Source organism: Peterkaempfera podocarpi, from assembly GCF_042466665.1.
Classification (GTDB): domain Bacteria; phylum Actinomycetota; class Actinomycetes; order Streptomycetales; family Streptomycetaceae; genus Peterkaempfera; species Peterkaempfera podocarpi.
The window spans coordinates 4,761,654-4,783,957 of sequence record NZ_CP162102.1; the positions used below are offsets into that span (position 1 = coordinate 4,761,654).

At 71.9% G+C, this 22,304-nt stretch carries 14 protein-coding genes, 1 tRNA gene and 3 pseudogenes; 11 read left to right on the forward strand and 7 right to left on the reverse strand.

What is annotated here, in order from left to right; all coding sequences use genetic code 11:
- The first annotated feature begins 31 nt into the window (after positions 1–31).
- From cysS to AB0761_RS20995, 3 genes are all read left to right on the forward strand, one after another.
- The gene (gene cysS, locus AB0761_RS20985; RefSeq protein ID WP_377270630.1) at positions 32–1,429 is read left to right on the forward strand and encodes a cysteine--tRNA ligase; all 1,398 of its coding nucleotides are present in this window, start codon (positions 32–34) and stop codon (positions 1,427–1,429) included.
- Between the two features lie 86 nt (positions 1,430–1,515).
- The gene (gene rlmB / locus AB0761_RS20990; RefSeq protein WP_377270631.1) at positions 1,516–2,514 is read left to right on the forward strand and encodes a 23S rRNA (guanosine(2251)-2'-O)-methyltransferase RlmB; all 999 of its coding nucleotides are present in this window, start codon (positions 1,516–1,518) and stop codon (positions 2,512–2,514) included.
- 303 nt (positions 2,515–2,817) lie between these two features.
- The gene (locus tag AB0761_RS20995; RefSeq protein WP_377270632.1) at positions 2,818–4,404 is read left to right on the forward strand and encodes a DoxX family membrane protein; all 1,587 of its coding nucleotides are present in this window, start codon (positions 2,818–2,820) and stop codon (positions 4,402–4,404) included.
- A 99-nt stretch (positions 4,405–4,503) separates the two neighbouring features.
- Here the strand turns inward: AB0761_RS20995 and AB0761_RS21000 are convergent, their stop codons facing one another.
- From AB0761_RS21000 to AB0761_RS21010, 3 genes are all read right to left on the reverse strand, one after another.
- Positions 4,504–5,274, reverse strand: coding sequence for an NDP-sugar synthase (locus AB0761_RS21000; RefSeq protein WP_377270633.1), 771 nt, complete (start codon positions 5,272–5,274; stop codon positions 4,504–4,506).
- 244 nt (positions 5,275–5,518) lie between these two features.
- Entirely contained in the window at positions 5,519–5,968 is a 450-nt protein-coding gene (locus tag AB0761_RS21005) for a hypothetical protein (protein WP_377270634.1), read from the reverse strand.
- Between the two features lie 175 nt (positions 5,969–6,143).
- Entirely contained in the window at positions 6,144–7,253 is a 1,110-nt protein-coding gene (locus AB0761_RS21010) for an ABC transporter ATP-binding protein (RefSeq protein WP_377270635.1), read from the reverse strand.
- 291 nt (positions 7,254–7,544) lie between these two features.
- Between AB0761_RS21010 and AB0761_RS21015 the strand changes: the two genes are divergently transcribed.
- Positions 7,545–7,618, forward strand: a tRNA-Thr gene (locus AB0761_RS21015).
- Between the two features lie 105 nt (positions 7,619–7,723).
- On the opposite strand, the gene AB0761_RS21020 is transcribed toward AB0761_RS21015, so the two are convergent.
- Positions 7,724–7,855: an integrase gene (locus AB0761_RS21020; protein WP_377270636.1), complete on the reverse strand. Its 132-nt coding sequence runs from the start codon at positions 7,853–7,855 to the stop codon at positions 7,724–7,726.
- Between the two features lie 382 nt (positions 7,856–8,237).
- On the opposite strand from AB0761_RS21020, the pseudogene AB0761_RS21025 reads away from it, so the two are divergent.
- Positions 8,238–8,791 (forward strand): annotated as a pseudogene (locus tag AB0761_RS21025) (transposase); the annotation flags it as partial.
- A 187-nt stretch (positions 8,792–8,978) separates the two neighbouring features.
- Positions 8,979–10,133 carry an endo-1,4-beta-xylanase gene (locus AB0761_RS21030; RefSeq protein ID WP_377270638.1) on the forward strand — a complete coding sequence of 385 codons (1,155 nt, stop codon included), beginning with the start codon at positions 8,979–8,981 and terminating at the stop codon, positions 10,131–10,133.
- A gap of 286 nt (positions 10,134–10,419) precedes the next feature.
- Here the strand turns inward: AB0761_RS21030 and AB0761_RS21035 are convergent.
- A pseudogene (locus AB0761_RS21035) lies at positions 10,420–11,398 on the reverse strand (LysR family transcriptional regulator).
- 131 nt (positions 11,399–11,529) lie between these two features.
- Between AB0761_RS21035 and AB0761_RS21040 the strand changes: the two are divergent.
- From AB0761_RS21040 to AB0761_RS21050, 3 genes are all read left to right on the forward strand, one after another.
- Positions 11,530–12,774 carry an MFS transporter gene (locus AB0761_RS21040; RefSeq protein WP_377270639.1) on the forward strand — a complete coding sequence of 415 codons (1,245 nt, stop codon included), beginning with the start codon at positions 11,530–11,532 and terminating at the stop codon, positions 12,772–12,774.
- Between the two features lie 180 nt (positions 12,775–12,954).
- Complete coding sequence (locus AB0761_RS21045) at positions 12,955–13,158, forward strand: hypothetical protein (protein ID WP_377270640.1); 204 nt, start codon at positions 12,955–12,957, stop codon at positions 13,156–13,158.
- Positions 13,155–15,683 carry an FtsX-like permease family protein gene (locus AB0761_RS21050; RefSeq protein ID WP_377270641.1) on the forward strand — a complete coding sequence of 843 codons (2,529 nt, stop codon included), beginning with the start codon at positions 13,155–13,157 and terminating at the stop codon, positions 15,681–15,683. Before AB0761_RS21045 ends, AB0761_RS21050 begins: the two co-directional genes overlap by 4 nt.
- A gap of 186 nt (positions 15,684–15,869) precedes the next feature.
- Here AB0761_RS21050 and AB0761_RS21055 read toward each other — a convergent pair whose 3' ends face one another.
- Positions 15,870–16,409: a hypothetical protein gene (locus AB0761_RS21055; protein ID WP_377270642.1), complete on the reverse strand. Its 540-nt coding sequence runs from the start codon at positions 16,407–16,409 to the stop codon at positions 15,870–15,872.
- Positions 16,410–16,670: 261 nt separating this feature from the next.
- On the opposite strand from AB0761_RS21055, the gene AB0761_RS21060 reads away from it, so the two are divergent.
- Complete coding sequence (locus tag AB0761_RS21060; RefSeq protein ID WP_377270643.1) at positions 16,671–20,855, forward strand: molybdopterin-dependent oxidoreductase; 4,185 nt, start codon at positions 16,671–16,673, stop codon at positions 20,853–20,855.
- Here AB0761_RS21060 and AB0761_RS21065 read toward each other — a convergent pair.
- A pseudogene (locus AB0761_RS21065) lies at positions 20,834–21,303 on the reverse strand (molybdopterin-dependent oxidoreductase). The gene AB0761_RS21060 and the pseudogene AB0761_RS21065 sit on opposite strands and share 22 nt — an antisense overlap.
- 195 nt (positions 21,304–21,498) lie before the next feature.
- On the opposite strand from AB0761_RS21065, the gene modA reads away from it, so the two are divergent.
- Complete coding sequence (gene modA / locus AB0761_RS21070; protein WP_377270644.1) at positions 21,499–22,302, forward strand: molybdate ABC transporter substrate-binding protein; 804 nt, start codon at positions 21,499–21,501, stop codon at positions 22,300–22,302.
- The last annotated feature ends 2 nt before the right edge of the window (positions 22,303–22,304 follow it).

Consider the following 22,304-nt stretch of genomic DNA (forward strand, 5'->3'; position numbering starts at 1 on the left):
GCACCGCCGTTTTCCCACTACGCTTGACGCTGTGAGCATTCGCCTGTACGACACCAGCACCCGCCAGGTACGCGACTTCGTCCCGCTTGTGCCGGGGTGTGTCTCGATCTACCTGTGCGGCCCGACCGTGCAGGCCGCACCGCACATCGGCCACATCCGCTCGAACCTCAGCTTCGACGTGCTGCGCCGCTGGTTCGCCTACCGCGGCTTCGATGTCGTCTTCTGCCGGAACGTCACCGACATCGACGACAAGGTCATCCAGAAGGAGCGCGAGCTCGGCCGGCCCTGGTGGCAGATCTCCTACGCCAACGAGCGCGCCTTCGACGACGGCAACACCGCGCTCGGCTGCCTCCCGCCCAGCGTGGAGCCGCGCGCCACCGGCCATGTGCCCGAGATGATCGAGATGATGCGCGGTCTCATCGAGCGCGGCCACGCCTACGCCTCCGAGGGCAACGTCTACTTCGACGTGCGCTCCTTCCCGGACTATCTCTCCCTCTCCAACCAGGAGCTGGAGAATCTGCGGCAGCCCGAGAGCGAGGGCGAGACCGGCAAGCGCGACCCCCGCGACTTCGCCATGTGGAAGGCCGCAAAGCCGGGCGAGCCCAGCTGGGAGACCCCCTGGGGACGCGGCCGGCCGGGCTGGCACCTGGAGTGCTCGGCGATGGCGCACAAGTACCTGGGCAGCGCGTTCGACATCCACGGCGGCGGTATCGACCTGATCTTCCCGCACCATGAGAACGAGATCGCCCAGTCCAAGGCGTACGGCGACGACTTCGCCAACTTCTGGGTGCACAACGCCTGGGTCACCATGGCCGGCGAGAAGATGTCCAAGTCGCTGGGCAACTCGGTGCTGGTCTCCGAGATGGTGCAGCGCTGGCGTCCGATCGTGCTCCGCTACTACCTGGCCGCCCCGCACTACCGCTCCACCATCGAGTACAGCGAGGACGCGCTGCGCGAGGCGGAGTCCGCCTTCGGCCGGATCGAGGGCTTCGTCCAGCGGGTCGTGGAGCGCTGCGGCACGGTGGAGCCGGCCGCCGAGGTGCCGCCGGCCTTCGCCGAGGCGATGGACGACGATCTGGGCGTCCCCCAGGCGCTGGCGATCGTGCACACCGCCGTACGGCAGGGCAATTCGGCGCTCACCGCCGATGACAAGGACAACGCGGTGGCGCGTCTCGCCGAGGTCCGTGCGATGCTCGGAGTACTGGGACTCGATCCGCTCGACGACATGTGGGCCGACAACGAGCACGGCGACGACCTCCACGGGGTGGTCGACAGCCTGGTCCGTCTGGTGCTGGAGCAGCGGCAGGCGGCGCGTGCGCGCAAGGACTACGCCACCGCGGACGCCATCCGCGACCAGCTGGGCCAGGCCGGCCTGGCCATCGAGGACACCCCGTCCGGCCCCCGCTGGACGATCAGCAGCACCGAGTAGCCTCCGCAGCATCCGCGGGAGCGAGGGTGGGCCGCACCGTCCCGGTGCGGCCCACCGCCATGACGAGAAGGACAGGACGTACACCCATGGCCGGCAACAGCCAGCGCAGGAACCGCCGCAACCCGGGGTCCAAGAAGGGCGCCAGTGTCGGTACCGGCGGCCACAGCCGGAAGGCACTCCAGGGCAAGGGACCCACCCCGCCCGCCGAGGCCCGCAAGGGCCACCCCAAGCAGCGTGCGGCCAACGCCTCCGCCAAGCGCGAGCGTGACGCCAAGTCCCGCGCCGGGATGCGCCGCAGCGGTGGCGGCGGCCGGGGCGGGCGCGGTGGCGCCGGCGCCGCCGAGCTGGTGGTGGGCCGCAACTCGGTGGTCGAGGCGCTGCGCGGCGGCGTCCCGGCGACCGCGCTCTATGTGATGCAGTTCATCGACAGCGACGACCGGGTACGGGAGGCCTTCCAGGAGGCCAACGACCGCGGCATCCCGCTGATGGAGGCTCCGCGTCCGCAGCTCGACCAGATGACCGGCGGGCTCAACCACCAGGGCCTGGTGCTCCAGGTCCCGCCGTACGAGTACGCCCACCCCGACGACCTGCTGGAGACCGCGGCCGACGCCGGCGAGGACCCGCTGATCGTCGCCCTGGACGGGGTCACCGACCCGCGGAACCTGGGCGCCGTGGTGCGCTCCGCCGCCGCCTTCGGCGGACACGGTGTGGTGGTCCCCGAGCGCCGCGCCGCGGGGATGACCGCCGGGGCCTGGAAGACCTCGGCCGGCGCCGCCGCCCGGCTGGACGTGGCCCGCGCCACCAACCTGACCCGCGCGCTGGAGGCCTACCAGAAGGCCGGCCTGATGGTGGTCGGACTGGCCGCCGACGGCGAGTCCGAGGTGGGCGACCTGGAGGCGCTGGCCGGCCCGGTGGTCATCGTGGTGGGCTCGGAGGGCAAGGGCCTGTCCCGACTGGTCTCCGAGACCTGCGATCTGACCGTGCGGATCCCGATGCCGGGGGCCACCGAGTCGCTCAACGCGGGTGTGGCCGCGGGCATCGTGCTCTACGAGGCCGCCCGTCTGCGTGCCGCCGACCGCGGCTGACCAGGGGACAGATCCGCGGACCGGTGGGCCGGGCGACCGGCGCACCGGGGGCGCGGGGGACTGCTCCGGCAGCCCGGCACGGATCGGCGGTTGTGCGCCGGGCGGCCGCGCCCCTGGTGGTGCGCGGCGGTCCGGGCGCCGCGGTGTGCGCCGCTCCCGGGCGGTGGGCGGAGATCTTCCGGCAGGAGGGTGTCCTAATCGGGTGTCACTCGGTTAGTGGTGTGTGGACACCAGAACACCTCCCCGTTCCCAGGGGGAAGCTCCGCCCGTATAGGTGAACCGCCCGAGCTGAGCACGGTCAAGGTGCCGAGCGACCCGGTGCGGCTCGGTGGCTCGCATGTCAGCTTCCGAGTGCGGTTTGCGGCTCCGGTCGCCCCGCTCATCGACACGCCCGCGTACGCGCCCTCGTACCACGGGTCCTATGCGCCCCCCTCGTTCGCCGGCTCCCCGGCGACGGCGCGGCTGAGCACGGTCGGCCAGGCCGTGCCTCGCCGCAAGGGCAGGGTCACCGCCGTCACCTGGTCCGGGCAGGCCCGCCCGGGCGATCTGGGGGCCACTCAACTGCTGGACGCCGTAAGGCTGGTCCCCCAGCCGTCCATGGCGGAGGCCGGCGAGGAGGCCACAACCCGGGTGCTGCCCCGCATCCCCGGGAGCCCGGGCCGTCCGTACGGACCCTACGGCCGCAGTGTGCCGCAGCAGGGCGGTCCCCGCCCGCAGGTCGTCCGCCCGCGGCCGGAGCCGGAGGAATCCCTCTGGACCCCCGGCGGGGAGGAGTACCAGCAGCTGGAGGACGCCGCCTGGATGCACAGCGCGGCCGGCCTGGCGCACCACCACCGCTACCCCGGCCGCAAGGTGGACCTCGGCCTGGTCCTGCTGCCGCTGCGGGTCTTCCTCGGCTGCATCTCGGTGTACGCGGGCTTCAGCAAGCTGTGCGACCCGGTCTACTTCGACGGCGGCGAGCGCGGCTCCATGATGCGCTGGCTCTCCTCGCTGCACCCGTGGAGCTTCGCCCAGCCGCTGCTGGACTTCGCCATGGCCCATCCCGTGGGCGCGGGACTCGCCGTCGCCTTTGTGCAGATCGTGGTCGGTGTGCTGTCCGTGCTCGGCCTCTGGCAGCGGGCTGCCGCGGCCGCCGCGACGCTGCTCTCGGTGGTGCTGCTGTTCACCGTCAGCTGGCAGTCGGTGCCTGCCTATGACACCCCGAACATCATCTATCTGGCAGCCTGGAGTCCGCTGCTGATCGCCGGGGCGCCGTTCGGTTCGCTCGACGGCAGGCTGGCGCTGGAGGCCTGGCGGAGGCTCGGTCCCACCGCGGCTGCTCACCGGATGCGGCGTCGGGTGCTGCGGCGCGGTGCCGTGCTTGCGGCGGTCGTGGTCGGGGTGACCCTGCTGCTGGGCTCGGTGCTGGGTGCCGCGGTACGGACCACCGGGGTCTCCACCACCACCACTGTGGTGCCGCACCCGTCCACCCCGCCGACCGACTACGGCACTCCCACCTGGCCGGCTCGTTCGCCCGAGGGCGGCACCGGCGGGTCCCTGCGGCCCACCGCACCGTCGACGTCCGGCCCGGCGATCCGGCCGAAGCCCCGGAGCTCCACCCCGGGCAGGCCGACCGGGACCGGCCGTACCTCGGTGCCGGGCAGGCGGCCGTCCGGTACGGCGCCCGGCTCGACCGGGAGTACACACCACGGCGGCTCCGGCTCGACGCGTCCGACGTCGCCGGTCGGCGGCACCACCGCGACGCCCGGTGGCCAGCAGTCGACCCAGCCCAAGCCCTCACACACCGGCGGAGCGGTGATCGGCGGGCTGCTGGGCAGCGGTACGGTCGGTGGGCTTCCCGTGCTGGGCATGGACGGCACGGTGCACTCCGCCGCGTCCGGCGCGGCCTGACGACGGGCACCCGCAGCACACAGCAGCGGCGGTCGTCCGCCTCCCGTAGTGGGAGGGGGACGGCCGCCGCTGCTGTGTCCGGCGTATGGTGCCGCCCGGTCAGTCGTCCGCGCCGACCCGGCGCACCGAGGCCAGCTCCTTGGCCGCCTCGGTGAGGTCCTTGGCGGTGTCGATCGCTCGCCAGTAGCAGCCCTGGGGCAGCTGGTAGCCGGCCAGCCGGCGGTCCCGGGCCAGCTGGGGGAAGGTCGTCCGCTCGTGGTCGCCCACATCCGGCAGCAGCGCCGTGAACTCCGCGGAGAAGACATAGAGTCCCGCGTTGATCAGGAAGGGCGACGGCGGGGACTCGACGAAGTCGAGGACGTTTCCGAAGCGGTCCGTCTCCACCGCACCCCAGGGGATGCGCGGCCGGGCCAGGGCCAGCGTGGCGACGGCGGCGCGCTCATGGTGGAAGGCCGCCATGTCGCGCAGCGAGAAACGGGTCCAGATGTCGCCGTTGGTGGCGTACCAGGGCTCGTCCGGACGCGGCAGCGCCTTGGCCGCGTACTTCAGGCCACCACCCCGGCCGAGCGGCTCGGACTCCACCACGGTGGTGACATTGACGGGCAGCTCGGTCTTCTCCAGCCACTCCTGGAGCACCTCGGCGAGGTGGCCGCAGGAGACGGCGACATCGGTGACGCCCTCCTCGGCGAGCCACACGAGCTGGTGGCCGATGATCGGCGTACCGGTGCCGGGGATCTCGACCAGCGGCTTGGGCCGGTCGTCGGTGTACGGACGCAGCCGGGACCCCTGGCCGCCGGCCAGGATCACCGCCTGGGTGACGGTCGGCGCGGCGGGGTTCGCCGCGGGGGGCTGCGTGAGGTCAGCGGTCATGGGGCCCACCCTAAGGGGCGTAGATGTACACCCCTCCCCCACCCCGGTCTCCGCGGACGGCACCCCGCCGCCACCGGTCACCGGGCGCGGACGCACACACGGAAGCCCCGCCGCGGGGGGATGCGGCGGGGCTTCCATGGCTTCGACGGATCACAGCGGGCACGGGTTCCGATTCAGCGCGGCCTCCGGCGGAGCAGGCGTTCCGGTGGAGCAAGGCGTTCCGGTGGAGCGTCCACGGGGGTGGTCAGCGACCACCGGCGATGGTGCCGGCGGCGAAGGAGCCGTCGCAGACCGGGCGGGCGTAGGAGCGGGCCTTCCTGACGTCACCGTGGTACTTGCGGACCGCGGCGCGGCCGAGGGCCTGGGCCAGCTCGGTGCAGTGCGGGGTGAGCGACGGGTGGCTGCGCATGGAGCGGTCCAGCATGGTCAGCGCAGACCCGGGGTCGTGCACCGCGAGATCGTGCAGGAGCCGCTGGAGCAGGGCTTCCTGGGGCGTGGGCCGCCGCACCGGACGGTGGCTGTCCGCAGGGGCGATCCCGATGCTGCCGTCGGAGGCCGCGGCTGCCAGGACCTGCTGGCTCGAGGTCGGCGGGGCCCAGGGCACGCGGGTGACGGCCAGGGTGCCGGTTGTCACCAGGACGACCGGCAGCACGAATGCGATGGTCTTGCCGATGCGGCGGAGGAGCTGCTTCACGGGAGGATCGTAGCGACCCGTGACGCTATGACGACATTGCGTAACTCGGATGAGTGAAGGCCAACCGTTGCGCCGTTGACCGTAGTTGGCGGAGACCGACGTGAAGAGCCCCGCCGGAGCATGCTCCGGCGGGGCTCTTCACAGCCTGGCACCGCCTGCCGGCAGCGCCTCGGGGTCAGGCGCTGAGACGCTTGCCGTTGCTGGTGGAGAAGACGTGGGTCTCGCCGGCGACCGGCACCACGTGGATGGTCTCGCCCTTCATCGGGATCTGGCGGCCGTGGACGCGGACCACCAGGTCCTTGACCTCGTCGCCGATCCGGGCCGAGCCGTACACGAAGCCGTCGGCGCCGAGCTCCTCGACGACGTTCACGGTGACGGCGAGGCCGGAGCCCTCCTTGGACAGGCCCTCGGGGGAGACGACCGTCAGGTGCTCGGGACGGACACCGACGGTGACCGTGCGGTCGCCGGCGTTGGAGGCCTCGCCGACGGTCTCGCGGGGGACGTTGAGGACCGAGTCGCCGAACTTCACGCCGCCGTCCACGATCGGCACCTCGACCAGGTTCATGGCCGGGGAGCCGATGAAGCCCGCGACGAAGACGTTGGCCGGCTTGTCGTACATGTTGCGCGGGGTGTCCACCTGCTGGAGCAGGCCGTCCTTGAGCACGGCCACCCGGTCGCCCATGGTGAGCGCCTCGACCTGGTCGTGGGTGACGTAGACGGTGGTGATGCCCAGACGGCGCTGCAGCGAGGCGATCTGGGTACGGGTGGAGACACGGAGCTTGGCGTCCAGGTTGGACAGCGGCTCGTCCATCAGGAAGACCTGGGGCTCACGGACGATCGCACGGCCCATCGCGACACGCTGCCGCTGACCACCGGAGAGCGCCTTGGGCTTGCGGTCCAGGTAGTCGGTGAGGTCGAGGATCTTCGCGGCCTCTTCGACCTTCTTGCGGATCTCGGCCTTGTTGACGCCCGCGATCTTCAGGGCGAAGCCCATGTTGTCCGCGACGGTCATGTGCGGGTAGAGCGCGTAGTTCTGGAACACCATGGCGATGTCCCGGTCCTTGGGCGGCAGGTGGGTGACGTCGCGGTCACCGATACGGATGGCACCGCCGTTCACGTCCTCCAGGCCGGCGAGCATGCGCAGCGAGGTCGACTTGCCACAGCCGGACGGGCCGACCAGGACGAGGAACTCACCGTCGGCGATGTCGAGCTCGAGGGCGTCGACGGCCGGGCGGTCGCCGCCCGGGTAGATACGCGTCGCCTTGTCGTACGTGACAGAAGCCATGACAGACTCCCCTTCACCGGCAGGAACGTGCCGGACGATCCGAGTAAAGGTGTGGTGGTGCCGGTCCGGGCGCTGCGGTCGAGCCCAGGCCGTGAACCGGTTCGCCCGACGCTACCTGGCACTACCTGGGCTTGTCAGTATCAACCGGCGATCGATTTCGGAATCGATCACGTCACATTCGTCACACCCCGCCCCATACCGCCCCGCCCGCCGACCAATCCGAACACCGACCGCCCCTGCCCCGGTAGACTCCTCCCGGTGCCGCCGTGGTCCGCTGCGGACGGCAGCCACGCCGCGTTAGCTCAGCTGGCCAGAGCGTCGCTCTTGTAAAGCGAGGGTCGTCGGTTCGAATCCGACACGCGGCTCAGCGCGTGAGCAGTACAGAGGCCCCGGACCGTGATCGGTCCGGGGCCTCCGGCATGACCGGCCGGCATCAGCGTGGGAGGCCCTTGGGAGTCGTCGGGGCGACGTCAGTGCTTGCTGCGGCGCCCGAGCGGCTGGTCCATGTACGTCATGGCGTCCCGCGGGGTGTCCTGCGTGACGTGCGTGCAGAGGTTCACCGTGATGCAGATCCGGGTGCGGCCCAGGACCTCCATCACCACTCGGGCAGGCGCCCCGGCGCCGGCAGCAGCGTCGCGCGGCCGCGCCGGGCGTCAGGCTGCGGCCCCGCCCTCGTTGCGGTGGTCTGCCGTGGCAGCGCGCGAGCCGCCTTGGTGTCACTCCGAGAAGGCAGGTCGTTCCCAGCCCCGAACTGCCACCACTCTTGTTCCGAGCCCCCGCCAGGGGTGGGAGGAGAGCCGTCGGCCGCCTGGCGCCGGGTGCCGTCGATGGTGGATGCCCTGGCGGATCGTGGTCAGCGAGCTCACGTCGCAGTCCCTGGATCCGAAAGTTTCGATCACAGTGTCGTGAGGCGAAGGTATGCAAGCCAACCGCGTGGCGCCGCCCTGAAGGAATCTCATTTGGCGTGGTGAGTAGTCTGCCGGCGTGACGATTGTGGAGCGACTGGTTCCGGACGGGCTGTGGGAGCTGTTCCAGCGCGTGGTGCCGGCCGCGCCGATTCGACCGCAGGGCGGCGGTCGGCGGCGGTACGGCGACCGGGAGGTACTGGCCGCGATCGTGTTCGTGGCCACGTCCGGTTGCGCCTGGCGGCACCTGCCCCCGGTCTTCGGGCCCTCCGGGCCGACCGCGCACCGGCGGTTCACCGAGTGGAGCCGGATGCGCGTCTGGGCCGAGCTGCATCGCCTGCTGCTGGACGAACCCGGCGCGCATGGCGAACTGGGCTGGGCCCGATGCGTGATCGACTCGGTGGCGATGCGTGCGCCGGAAGGGCAGAGCTGAAAGGTCCTCATCCTGCCGATCAGGTCAGGTAGGAGCCGGAAGTCCACTTCATCCGTGAACGAGTTTGTTTGCCCTCGTTCATCGGAGTCACCGGCTAAGGCGCCCATGACGGGTATGCACTCCGGGCCTCGGTCGGAGCCCACCGGTCCGAGCCTGATGCTGAGCCGCCGGCACCACCCTGCCGAGCCCCGCGGCGACGAGGACTGCGTCCGCCAGTACCTGCATTGACGGCCCGTAATGCGCTCACCGGCTCCAAATGAGACGTCGTCTCAGGCGAATTTGAGCCGTGCTACACCATTGACTCGGCGAGATCGTGGGGTCTAACTTGCAGCTCCGATCGAACTTTGGCTCGAAACTTTCGAGACCACTTACTTCCAGGAGTCTGCCGTGAAGCTCCGACGCAGATCCGCAGTCGTCGCCGCTGGTGCCGCCGCTCTCATGCTGGTTCCTGCCGCTGTCGCGTTCGCCAACGGAAACGGCAAGGCGGCCGACACCTCTCTGCGGGCGCTGGCAGCGAAGCAGGGCCTGCGTTTCGGCACCGCCGTCGACGCTGCCCAGCTGGGCAGCAACAAGGCCTACACCGACGTCGTCAACACCCAGTTCTCCGTGGTCACGGCCGAGAACGCCATGAAGTGGGACGCTGTGGAGCCCACTCAGGGCGTCTACAACTGGAAGGCCGGGGACCAGCTGGTGCAGTCCGCCCAGCAGAACGGGCAGGCGGTCCGCGGTCACACCCTCATGTGGCACAACCAGGTCCCGAGCTGGCTGACCACCGGGGTCAACAACGGCACCATCAGCAACGCCCAGCTGCGCGACCTCCTCCACAAGCACGTCACCGACGAGGTCTCGCACTTCAAGGGCAAGATCTGGCAGTGGGACGTGATCAACGAGGTCTTCGCCAACTCCTGGGAGACCCCGCAGGCCGACGGCCTGAACGCCAATGACTTCTGGATCTCGCACCTCGGCTCGGGCATCATCGCCGACGTGTTCCGCTGGGCGCACGCGGCGGACCCGAAGGCCCTGCTGATGTACAACGACTACAACATCACCGGCGAGGACGGGACCAACGTCAAGTTCCAGGCCGTCTACAACTTCGTCAAGGACCTGCGCAAGCAGGGCGTCCCGATCGACGGCATCGGCGAGCAGGGCCACCTCGACACCCAGTACGGCTTCGACGCCCAGCGCTACCAGGCCGATCTGCAGGCCTTCGGCGACCTGGGTCTGAAGGTCGCCGTGACCGAGGCCGACGTGCGCACCTTCGTCAACAACGCGACCGACCAGGTGCCCACCAGCTCGCTCGCCCAGTTCGCCCAGCCCTACGAGTTCTCCGAGCTGCTCAAGGGCTGCGAGCTCGTCAGCCAGTGCATCTCCTTCACGGCCTGGGGCGTCCACGACGGCGACTCCTGGATCCCGAGCACGTTCAAGGGCGAGGGCTACGGCCTGCTCTACGACGTGAACCTGCAGCCCAAGACTGCGTACTCCACGCTCCAGCAGGACCTGAAGCTGGCGGCCGGCGCCCCGCGCCACGGTTCCTGGAAGTAGTCGGTCCGGCTCAGCCGGGTCGGTCCTGAATTCCTGCGGGCCCAGGACGAGGGTGTTCATGATCGGTTCCTGACGGCCGACGTGAGCACCCTCGTCGCTGCGGGATCCCCCGCCTGCGACACCGTCTGCCGCCCCGGGCCGCGCGCGCTCGACGAGCCCCGGATCCGTCCTTCGGCGGACCGGTCGCTCCGACCCGCTGATCAGGGCATGAGCAGCTCAGAGGCCCCGGACCGTGAACGGTCCGGGGCCTTTGTCATCGTGCGCCGGAGGCCGCAGCTCCTCCCGCTCACCGGGCCGTCGGCGCCGGGTGGTGCGGTGGTCCTGACCCCTGGGCCCAGGAGGGTGTCCAGGTGCCGGTGGCGGTGCCGGTGCCGGTGGCGGCGGGCCGGCCGTGGCCGAGGTGGGCGCGGAGTGCGGCGAGCGCCGGGTGGGGGTTCTCACGGTGCCAGAGCAGTGAGTGCGGGTACACCGGTGTCGGGTTCCGTACGGGGATGCGCCGCAGGCCGTGGTCGGCCGGCCAGACGAGGTGCGTCCGTTCGCCGACGAGGGTCGCCAGTGACCGGGAGTCGGCGATGGTGTCCAGCAGGGGCTCGGTGCCGAAATCGGGGCCGGTGATCTCGATGGTGAGCCCGAACGCGGCAGCGAGGTCGTGGTAGTAGGCGGCCCACTCGGTTCCGGGCACGATGCCGGGCATCCAGATGCGGTGCCCGACAAGTTCGGCGGGCGTGACCGTGGGCGGCGGCCAGTTGGTGGGCCGGCCCGGTGAGAAGTTGGAGGGGTTCGTCGAAGGCCCGGACAGCCCCGATGTCGTCGGGGAGTTGCCGGCCTGGCATGGTGACGGCGCGGAAGGACGCGTCGATCGTGCCGGAGCGGATGGCGTTGACGGCCGCCTCGACGTCGAAGAGGGTCACGACATCGAGTTCGATCTCGGGGTGCGCGCGCTGGAAATCGCGCAGCAGGGTGGCCGGGGCGAGCCGTCGGCCGATCACATCGACGCGCAGTGCACGGCGGCCGGGGCGGACGGAGGCCAGGGCCCGCTCCTCGGCCCGGAGGAGATCACGGGCGTGGGGCAGGAACGCCTGTCCGTCGACGGTGAGCTTCGCCCCTCGCGCGGTGCGGGTGAAGAGCCGCACGCCGAGGATCCTCTCCAGTGCGGCGATGCGTTTGGAGACGGCCTGCTGGGTGACCGCGAGCTCGGCGGCGGCGTCCTGGAACCGTCCCGCGTCCGCGGCGGCCACAAAGGTGCGCACAGCATCGAGATCCACGCCGGTCACGGTATCCGCACAACCAGCGGTTGTGCTTCTCCGGTGGACGGGTTGTTTGATCCGGGCCACCGCTGGTCGCTTTGATGCCCATGGTCAGCGTGTGGTTGGTCCGATCGAGGGTTGCGTTGGGTATGGCAGGCAGGCGGGCGCTGGGGCGGCGCTTCGGACGGTTGTGGGCGGCGTATGCGATCAGCGCGTACGGCACCGGGCTCGGGTTCGGTGCGTTTCCCCTGATCGCGGTCCTTGTGCTGCACTCCGGGCCGGCCCAGGTGGCGGCGCTGTCCGCCGCGGGGCGGGCGGTGGGCGCCCTGGTCGCGGTACCGCTCGGTCCGTGGGTGGAGTTCCGCCGCAAGCGGCCGGTGATGGTGGCGATGGACCTGACCCGGTTCGCGGCGCTGCTGACCGTCCCCGTCGCGTTCGCGCTCGGTCTGCTCAGCTTCGCCCAGCTCGTCGTCGTCGCCGTCGCCGTCGCCGCGGCCGACATCGCCTTCAAGGCCGCCAGCGGCGCATATCTGAAGGCGCTCGTGCCACCGGAGGACCTGCTTGTCGCAAACGGCCGGTTCGAGTCCACGACATGGACCGCGACCGTGGTCGGACCACCGCTCGGCGGTGCCGCGATCGGGCTGCTCGGCCCGGTGACGACCGTGTGCGTCGATGCGGTCAGCTATCTGCTCTCCGCACTGGGCATCCGCTCCATCGGCGGGACGGAACCCCACCCCGCACGGACCGGCGCACCCAGGCTGCGGGCAGGCGATCTGCTCGAGGGATGGCGCCACATCCTCACCCACTCCGCGCTGCGCCCGCTGTTCTTCAACGCGATCGTGGTCAACGGCCTGATCATGGCCTCCGAGCCGCTGCTCGCCGTCCTGCTGCTGGGCCGCCTCGGGTTCGCACCCTGGCAGTACGGTCTTGCGTTCGCGGCCCCGTGCGTCGGCGGCCTGGTGGGCTCACGCCTCGCGGGCCGGCTCGTGGCCCGGTTCGGGCAGCGCAAGGTGATGCTCACCGCCGGAGTCCTGCGCGCCTGCTGGCCGGTGGGACTGGCCTTCGTCCAGCCCGGTGTCCCCGGGATCGTCCTCATCATCGTCGTCCAGCTCGGACTGGTGACCTGCTGCGGGGTGTTCAACCCGGTGCTGGCCACCTTCCGGCTCGACCACACCGCCCCCGACCGGGTCGCCCGCACCCTGTCCGCATGGTCGGTGAGCAGCAGCCTCGCCATCGCGGCCATGACCGCCGGGTGGGGTCTGCTCGCCGCCCTCACCAGCCCCCGCACCGCGATCGCGGCCGCCGGAGTCGTCCTCCTGGCCACGCCGCTGCTGCTTCTGCGCCGGGAGAACGCGCCCCTGAGCGCAAGGGAACAGGCCGTCAAGGTGACGTGAGACGCCGCGGCCCGGCACCCCTGCACCTGCGCAGCGGTCGGGGTCCCGGTCGAGAGCGGCCGGGCATCTCCCGGGCGGCCTCCGTGCCCGGCTCGGCGTCCCTGGGTGGGGACAGCCCCCCACTGAGGACGCCGGGCCGCCGCAATGCACGGATGCCCCTGCGCAGACGAGTGTGTACGCATGCCACAGGAACTCGGTGCACACCAACCCGCAGAGGCAGAAAACGCCTGCTCAGCACTGGTCGGAGTCGAAGAGCTCGCCGCGCCCCGGGCGCTCGTCCGGGTGCTCGCCCTCCTCGCCCCGGAACCTGCGGCCGCCGGCCGTGCCGGAGCCCGGCGGCAGCACGACCCCGTGCCCACCAGAGATGAGGTCGACCCCTCGTGATGCTGCGCTACGCCCTGAAGACCGTCCGCGCGCGCAAGGCAGGGTTCCTCGGTGCCTTTCTCGCTCTGCTCTGCGCGGCCGCCCTGATCACCGCGTGCGGCACGCTCCTGGAGACCGGGCTGCGCGGCACCATCCGCTCCGAGCGCTATGCCGCGTCCCCGGTCGTGGTCTCCGCCGACCAGAACGTCCACCAGAGCACCGTCACACACAAGAAAGGCCGGATCAAGGTCAAGCGGAAGGCCAAGCCGATGGCCGAGCGCGCCTGGCTCCCGGCCGGCCTCGGACGCACTCTCGCCGGCACGCCCGGCGCCGCCCGCGTCATCCCCGAAGTCACGTTCCTGGCCGAACCGCTGATCCCCGCGGGCACCGGCGGCAGGGCCGCCTACGGGCACGCCTGGGAGTCCGCCGCGCTGACGCCGTACCGGCTCGTCACGGGCAGCGCCCCCAAGTCCGCCACCGATGTCGTCATCGACCGGTACCTCGCCGACCGTGCCCACCTGGGACGCGGCGACCGCCTCACCATCCAGTCCACCCAGGCCCCGCGCACCTACCGCATCTCCGGCATCGCCGCCCCCGCCACGGCCGTCCGGCACCAGACACCGCTCTTCTTCGCCGCCGCCGAGGCCCGCCGTCTCGCCGCCCGCCCCGGGCAGGTCACCGCCTTCGGCGTGATCCCGGACCCGGGCACCTCCCCGGAGCGGCTGCGGCAGGCCGTGTCCAGCGCGCTGCACGGCACCGGTGCCCAGGTGAGTGCCGGGGACGACCGCGGCCCGGTGGAGTTCCTGGATGCCGCAGCAGCCCGCACCAGGCTGGTCAGCGTGGGCGGGGCGATGGGCGGCACCTCGCTGCTGGTGGCGGTCCTCGTGGTCGTCGGCACCTTCTCGCTCCTGGTGCAGCAACGCCACCGTGAACTCGCCCTGCTCCGCGCCGTCGCCGCCACCTCCGGACAGATCCGCCGGCTGCTCGGCCGGGAGGCGCTGGTCATCGGTGCGGCCGCGGGCACGGTCGGGGCCCTGCTGGGGCTGCCCCTGGGCAGATGGCTGTACGGCAGGTTCGTCGCCCTGGATGCCGTGCCGGCCACTCTCCAGCCCACCGTCAGCGCCTTCCCGCCGCTGGCCGCGGTTGCCGCGACCCTGCTCGGCTCCTGGGCCGCCGCCCGGATCGCCTCCCGCCGGGTCGCCCGGATCCGCCCGGCGGAGGCGCTCGCCGAGGCCCAGGCCGAGGACGCCCGGCCCGTCCTGGGCCGTGTCCTCGCGGGTCTGCTGCTGCTCGCCGGCGGCGGCGCCCTGGTCGCCTTCCTCAGCGTGCTGCGTACCGAGCCCGCGTCGACACCGGTGACCTTCCTGGCCGTCATCGCACTGTCCGCATCGGTCGCTCTGCTCGGGCCGCTCCTGGTCAGGGCGGCAGCCCTGCTCCTCGCCGGACCGCTGCGGCTGACCGGCCCCGGCGGCAGGCTCGCCGCCGCCAACCTCCGCGGCAACGCCGTCCGGATGGCCTCCGTCGTCACCCCGCTCACCCTGCTCATCGGCATGGCCTGCACGGTGCTCTTTGTCCAGCCCACCCTCAGTGACGCAGCCCGGGTCCAGGCCCGCGAGGGCGTGCGCGCCGGCTGGGTGGTCGCCTCCCGGGGGCCCGGTGTCCCGGCCGAGGCGGCACGCCGGCTGCGTACACGGCACGACGTCGTCACCGAGGTGGTCCGCACCACCGTCCGGGTGGGCCTCGACAAGTACGCAGCCCAGGGGGTCACCCCGGCCGGACTCGTCCGCACCTGGGACCCGGATGTCACCGCCGGTACGCTCGGCAGCCTCAACGAGCACACCGTGGCCGTCAGCGACCTGGCCTCGGACCGACTCCATGTGAAGCCGGGAAGCTCCCTGCAGCTGACGCTCGGCGACGGCACACCCGTCACACTGACCGTCGCCGCCGTCTACAGCAGAGGCCTCGGCTTCGGGGACCTCACCTTGGCGCACGACCTGATCGCGCGCCATGTCGACAATCCCCTCGCCTCCTCGCTCCTGGTCGCCACCACACGTACCGGGGCACAGCTCACGGACACACTGCGCGACCTCCCGGGCCTCGAGGTCCTCACCCCTGAGGCCGCCGACACGCTCCAGGCACAGCGGCGGCAGGCCAACGCCGAGGTCAACTTCCTTGCCATGGGCCTCGTCCTGGCCTTCACCGCCATCGCCGTGGTCAATACGCTCGCCATGTCGGTCTCCGCGCGCGTCCGGGAGTTCGCACTGCTGCGCCTGGCGGGGGCGACCCGGCGTCAGGTGCTGCGCATGCTGCGCACCGAGGCGCTGTCGGTGCTCCTCCTTGCCGCCGCCCTCGGCAGCGCCATCGCGCTGGCCGTCCTGACGTCGTTCAGCATCGGTATGACGGGCAGGGCGGCGCCCGCGGTCGTACCGCTGGTGTACGCCACGGTGGTCGCCGTGGCGGGACTTCTCGCGCTCGTGGCGACCGCCGTCCCGGGACGCGTGGCGCTGCGGGTGCGGGCGGTGACTGTGGCGACCGCCAAGGAGTGAGCTGTGTTCCGGCCCCCTCCGGCGGGGCTCGGGGCAGTGACGGCGCAGGCCCCGGACCGGGTTCGGTCCGGGGCCTGCGCGAACGTGCTGTTCCGGGAGCGGGCAGCCACGCCGCCGGCTGCGGCTGCCGCTGCCGCTGCCGCTGCCGCACGACGGCAGCGCTCCGGCCGAGTCCGGAGAGGCGGACTATCGGAGCAGCTTCAGGGCACGGCGTGCCCTGCCGCCCCGACTCCCGTCCGCAGAGAACAGGGTGGCGAGGCCGTGGGCCACGCGAGGGACCCAGAGCCAGGAGTGCCGCCGGCTGCCCCCGGCGATGTCCCCGCTGCAGGCAGCGGCAGCACCGGCCACCACCGGAACCGCGGCCGGAGTGAGCAGCATCGGTCCGTAACCGCCGTCCGAGGCAACGGCGACGACCACGAGCTCACCGGGGAAGACCACCCCGCCGACCAGCGCGGCCGGCGCCCCCCGGAGTGCGCCGCGAGAGGTCGGCCAGGGCGGTGCGACCGCCGGTGCCGTACCGGTGACGACGCCCAGCAGCGCCCCCACCGCCACGCTGCCCGCGGCGGCGAGCAGACCCCGCCCCAGAATCGCGGCTGCCTCCTGCCATGAGCCGCTGAGCAGCCGGTCCACGGTGCCGACCAGGCAGAGTGCGCCCCACACCACGGCCGGTACGGCTCCGGCCCGCAGGCCGAATCGCAGGCCGCGTGACACCGCGTTCCGATCCATCGTCATATCCCCCCGTGGATGACGCTTCAGGCTCGTCCGGAGTACGGCGGCCGGCCCCCGCGTGGCCCGCGGTATCGCACCGGCCGGGGTCGCCGACGACGTGCCCGTCGCGGATGCCCGGGGGCGGGACCCGGCTCACAGAGCCGGGCACCCAGTTGTGTGGCGGGCGTAACCGCAGGTTGGGGCAGAGCGTGACACCTGTGTAACCGGCGGTTCGTACGGTCGGCATTGGCAGAGTCAGCCGTAGGAGAGGGGTTGCCCGTGACCGCACAGGGCCCGCGGACCACGACCGCCGGGGTGCGGTCGGTCTGCTCGTACTGTGGTGTGGGGTGCGGGATCGTCCTCGATGTGGCGATGGGCCCCGACGGGCGCCGTACCGTGCTGAAGGCGTCCGGCGACCGGGAGCACCCGGCCAACTTCGGGCGGCTGTGCACCAAGGGCGCCACCACGGCGGACATGCTCTCCGCCCCGGGGCGGCTGGGCACGGCGCTGGTGCGCGCCGGGTGCGGCGACGAGCCGCAGCCGACGGGGGTGGACGAGGCGATCGCCGAGACCGCACGGCGGCTGCGGGCCGTCATCGACAGCCATGGGCCGGACGCCGTCGCCTTCTATGTCTCGGGGCAGCTCGGCCTGGAGGCGCAGTATCTGGCGAACAAGCTGGCCAAGGGCTTTGTGCGGACCAACCAGATCGAGTCCAACTCCCGTCTCTGCATGGCCAGTGCGGGCAGTGGCTACAAGCTGTCGCTGGGGGCGGACGGTCCGCCCGGGTCGTACCAGGACTTCGAGAAGGCGGATGTCTTCCTGGTCATCGGCTCGAACATGGCCGACTGCCATCCCATCCTCTTCCTGCGGATGATGGAACGGGTGAAGGCGGGTGCCCGGCTGATCGTCGTCGACCCGCGGCGCACCGCCACCGCCGACAAGGCCGACCTCTTTCTGCAGGTCCGTCCCGGGACGGACCTGGCGCTGCTCAACGGGCTGCTCCAGCAACTGGTGGAGAACGGGCACACCGACCCGGCGTTCATCGCGGAGCGCACCGAGGGCTGGGAGGCGATGCCGGGGTTCCTGGCGGACTACCCGCCCGAGACGGTCGCCGGGATCACCGGTATCCCGGCGGAGGACATCCGGCGGGCCGCCGAGTGGATCGGCACCGCGGGGGAGTGGATGAGCTGCTGGACGATGGGGCTCAACCAGTCCACCCACGGCACCTGGAACACCAACGCCCTGGTCAATCTGCATCTGGCCACCGGAGCCATCTGCCGTCCGGGCAGCGGTCCCTTCTCGCTCACCGGCCAGCCCAACGCCATGGGCGGCCGCGAGATGGGCTACATGGGCCCCGGGCTGCCCGGCCAGCGGTCGGTGCTGGTGGACGAGGACCGCGCCTTCGCCGAGGAGCTGTGGGGGCTGGCGCCGGGCACCGTCCGGCCGGACGGGGTCGGACAGGGCACGGTGGAGATGTTCCAGCGGATGGCGGACGGTGCCATCAAGGCCTGCTGGATCATCTGCACCAACCCGGTGGCCTCGGTGGCCAACCGCCGGACGGTCATCGAGGGGCTGGAGGCGGCGGAGTTCGTCGTCACCCAGGATGTCTTCGCCGAGACCGAGACCAACGCCTACGCCGATGTGGTGCTGCCCGGCGCCATGTGGGTGGAGGCCGAGGGCGTCCTGGTGAACAGCGAGCGCAACCTCACCCTGGCGCAGCAGGCGGCGGATCCGCCGGGGGAGGCGCTGGCGGACTGGCGGATCATCGCCAGGATCGCCTGCGCGATGGGGTACGAGGAGGGGTTCTCGTACGGCAGCGCGGAGGAGGTCTTCGAGGAGATCAAGCGTGCCTGGAACCCCAGGACCGGCTATGACCTGCGGGGCGTCAGCTATGAGCGGCTCCGTCGGGGGTCGGTGCAGTGGCCGGCCGTCACCGAGGACGGCCCGGACCGCAATCCGATCCGCTACCTGGGGGAGGACGGCGGCCCGGTCTTCCCCACCGCGAGCGGCCGGGCGGTCTTCTTCGCCCGCCCCCATCTGCCGCCCGCCGAACTCCCCGACGACGACTTCCCGTTCCTGCTCAACACCGGTCGGCTGCAGCACCAGTGGCACACCCTCACCAAGACCGGCCGGGTGGCGAAGCTCAACCGGCTCAACCCGGGTCCGTTCGTGGAGCTGCACCCGGAGGACGCGGAGAGGCTGGGCATCGCCGAGGGCGACTCGGTGGAGGTCGCCTCGCGGCGCGGGCGGGCGGTGCTGCCCGCGATGGTGACCGAGCGGGTGCAGCAGGGGTGCTGCTTCGCGCCCTTCCACTGGAACGACCTCTTCGGTGAGTACCGCTGCGTCAACGCGGTCACCAGCGACGCGGTGGACCCGATCTCCTTCCAGCCGGAGTTCAAGGTGTGCGCGGTCTCGCTCACCAGGGTCGCCGCGCCGCAACCCGCGGCGGCACCGGCCCCGGTCGTGCAGGTTCCGGCGGCGCAGGTCCCGGCGGTCCCGGCCGCCGCGGTGCCGGCGCCCGCAGCGGGGGTGTTCGGGCTGCGCACCGTGGCGCCACCGGTACTGACCGAGGAGGAGCGCAGCTATCTGGTGGGCTTTCTGGCCGGGATCGACGCGGGCGTGCCCGGGGTGCCCGTACTGCCGGCCGGGGCGCCCTTCAGCCCCGAGCATGCGCTCTGGGTCAACGGGGTGCTGGCCGGGCTCTACTCGCGTGCCGCAAAGCGGGCCGCGGCCCCGATCCCCGACGGCGGCGCCGCGGCGGGCAGCCGGGACATCGTGGTGCTGTGGGCCTCGCAGACCGGGAACGCGGAGGAGTTCGCCGCCACCACGGCCGAGCGACTGACCCGGTCGGGGCATCGCGCCCGCCTCGTCGGCATGCACGAGGCCGACCCCGGCACCCTGCCGACCGCCGCCGACCTGCTGCTGATCACCAGCACCTTCGGCGACGGCGATGCGCCCGACAACGGCTCCGGCTTCTGGGAGGCACTGACCTCCCCGGGCACGGCCCGGCTGGACGGGGTGCGCTATGCCGTGCTGGCGCTGGGCGACTCCTCGTACGACGACTTCTGCGCCCACGGCCGGCGCCTTGACCAGCGGCTGGACGAGCTGGGCGCGGTGCGGCTGGCACCGCGTACGGACTGCGAACCCGACTACGAGCCCTCGGCCCTGGCCTGGCTGGACCAGGTCCTGGCCGCACTCACCGACACGCAGGCCCCCGACACGCAGGCCCCCGGCACACCGGCCCCCGAGCCACCGGGCACCGAGGCACCGGGCACCGCCGAGGCGGCCGCGACCGCACAGGACATCGCCGCGCCGGTGCCCGTGTCCGGCACCGGACGCTCCCCGCGTCCCGCGCCCGTCACCGCCCGCCTCAGCGGCAACCAGCTGCTGAGCCTCGCCGGGGCGGGCAAGGAGGTCCGCAGGTTCACCTTCGACACCCGGGACAGCGAGACCCCGCTGGAGTACGAGGTCGGCGACGCCCTCGGGGTGCATCCGGTCAACTCCCCCGGCCTGGTCGCGGAGTGGCTGGCCGTCACCGGACTGGACGCCGCGGCCGAGGTGGAGCTGGCCGGCGTCGGACCGGTCCGCTTCGGCGAGGCCCTGCACCGACACCTGGACATCACCAGGATCACCCCGGACCTGCTGCGGTTCACCGTCGAGCGGACCCGCGACCGCGAGCTGCAGAAACTGCTGCGCCCCGGCAACAAGGGCGAGCTCGCCGCATGGTCATGGGGCCGTCAGGCCGTGGATGTGGTCGCCGAGCACTCCGTCCGCGCCACCGCCGCGGACTGGGCCGGGGTCCTCAAGCGCCTCCAGCCGCGGCTGTACTCGATATCGTCCAGTCCGCTCGCCGACCCCCGGCTGGTGTCGCTGACGGTCTCCGTCGTCCGCTGGGAGAACCGGCGCGGCCGGCCCCGCAGGGGCGTCTGCTCCACCCATCTCGCCGACGCCGAGCCGGGCAGCCCGATGCAGGTCTTTGTGCAGCGGGCCCCGCACTTCCGGCCGCCGGCCGATCCCACGACCCCGATGGTGATGGTGGGCGCGGGCACCGGGGTGGCGCCCTTCGTGGGCTTCCTCGCCGAGCGCCGGGCCCGGGGGCACCGCGGACCCAACTGGCTCTTCTTCGGCGAGCAGCGCCGTGCCACCGACTTCTACTACCGGGAGGAGCTGTCCGCCCTCCACTCCGAGGGCACCCTGACCCGCCTGGACACCGCCTTCTCCCGTGACCAGCGTGCCAAGGTCTATGTGCAGGACCGGATGCGCGAGCAGGGGCCCGCGCTGTGGTCCTGGCTGCAGGCCGGTGCCCACTTCTACGTCTGCGGTGACGCCTCCCGGATGGCCAGGGACGTCGAACAGGCCCTGCGGGACATCGCCTCGGTGCACGGCGGGCTGGACGAGGAGGCGGCGGCCGCGTGCGTCAAGCAGCTCGCCGCCGAACGGCGCTACGTCCGCGACGTGTACTGACCGTCCACCGGATGGCGGTGATGCCGCTGATGTGCCGTGCCCCGCACCGGTCCTGCGGCAGCACCAGCTGGGGGCCCAGGCGGTCCAGCGGGGTGCCGTCGGCGCGCGCCGCCAGCAGCACCTGGGCACGGCCGAAGTCGGGGTCGATCTCGCCCCAGGAGAGCAGGGCGCGGTGGCCGTCGGCTCCGGTGACGGCGATCAGGAAGCGCAGCCGGTCCTTGCGCCGGGCCGGGTCGAAGCCGGGGCCGGCGTCGGACAGGACGTCGTGCAGCAGCGGCCCCTGGAAGTGGTGGTGCTGGATGCCGCTGGTGGCGCACTCGAAGGAGACCCGGATGCGGTGCTGGGGCCAGGCGCAGAGGTCGGGCACGGTGAGCCGGACGGGGCGGGCGAGATCGCCGGTCAGCTCCATCCGGGCCAGGGGCCCGGCGGCCGCGGTGGTCCGGTTCATCGGCGTGCACCTCCCGTACGACGTTACCCGCAGGCGGGGGTCACGAAAACGCATATGCAAGTCGCTGCCCGTGCATCGTTAGGTTTATGCAATGAGATGAGCAAGCTAAGGGTTGCATCTGCGGCCCTATGATCGAAGGGCTTGGTCCGGCCGTCCGAGGACCGCAGCGGCAGAGCATAGGGAGAGAGAGCTGTGATGATCCGTTCCCCGCGTCGACGGGCCCTCCAGGGTGTTGCAGCGGGCGCCGTGGCGCTGCTGGCGCTCACCGCCTGCTCCTCCGGTGGCTCCTCCGCGTCGTCCGGGTCGTCGTCGGACCAGATGACCGGCGAGGTGACCGTCTATGCGGCGGCCTCCCTCAAGGAGAGCTTCACGGCCCTGGGCAAGGAGTTCGAGAAGGCCCACCCGGGCAGCCATGTGGTGTTCTCCTTCGGCGGCAGCGACACCCTGGCCGCCAGCATCACCGCGGGTGCGCCGTCCGATGTCTTCGCCGCGGCCAGCCCCAAGACGATGCAGACCGTCACCGATGCGGGCGAGGCCGTGGGCACCCCGGTGATTTTCGTCCGCAACCAGCTGGAGATCGCGGTGGCCCCGGGCAACCCCAAGAAGATCTCCACTCTCAAGGACCTCACCACGATGTCCGGGCTGAAGGTCGCGCTCTGCGCCAAGGAGGTCCCCTGCGGCGCCGCGGCCCAGAAGGCCCTGGACGCCGCCGGGTTGAAGCTCACCCCCGTCTCCTACGAGCAGGACGTCAAGGGCGCCCTGACCAAGGTGGAGCTGAAGGAGGTGGACGCCGCCGTGGTCTACCGGACCGATGTGCAGTCGGCGGCGGGCAAGGTCGACGGCGTGCAGTTCCCCGAGTCGGCCAAGGCCGTCAACGACTACCCGATCGTGCTGCTGAAGCACGCCTCCGGTCCTGAGGAGGCCAAGGCCTTCATCGCCCTGGTCCAGTCCGCCGAGGGCAGGAAGGTGCTGAGCCAGGCGGGCTTCCTCAACCCGTGACG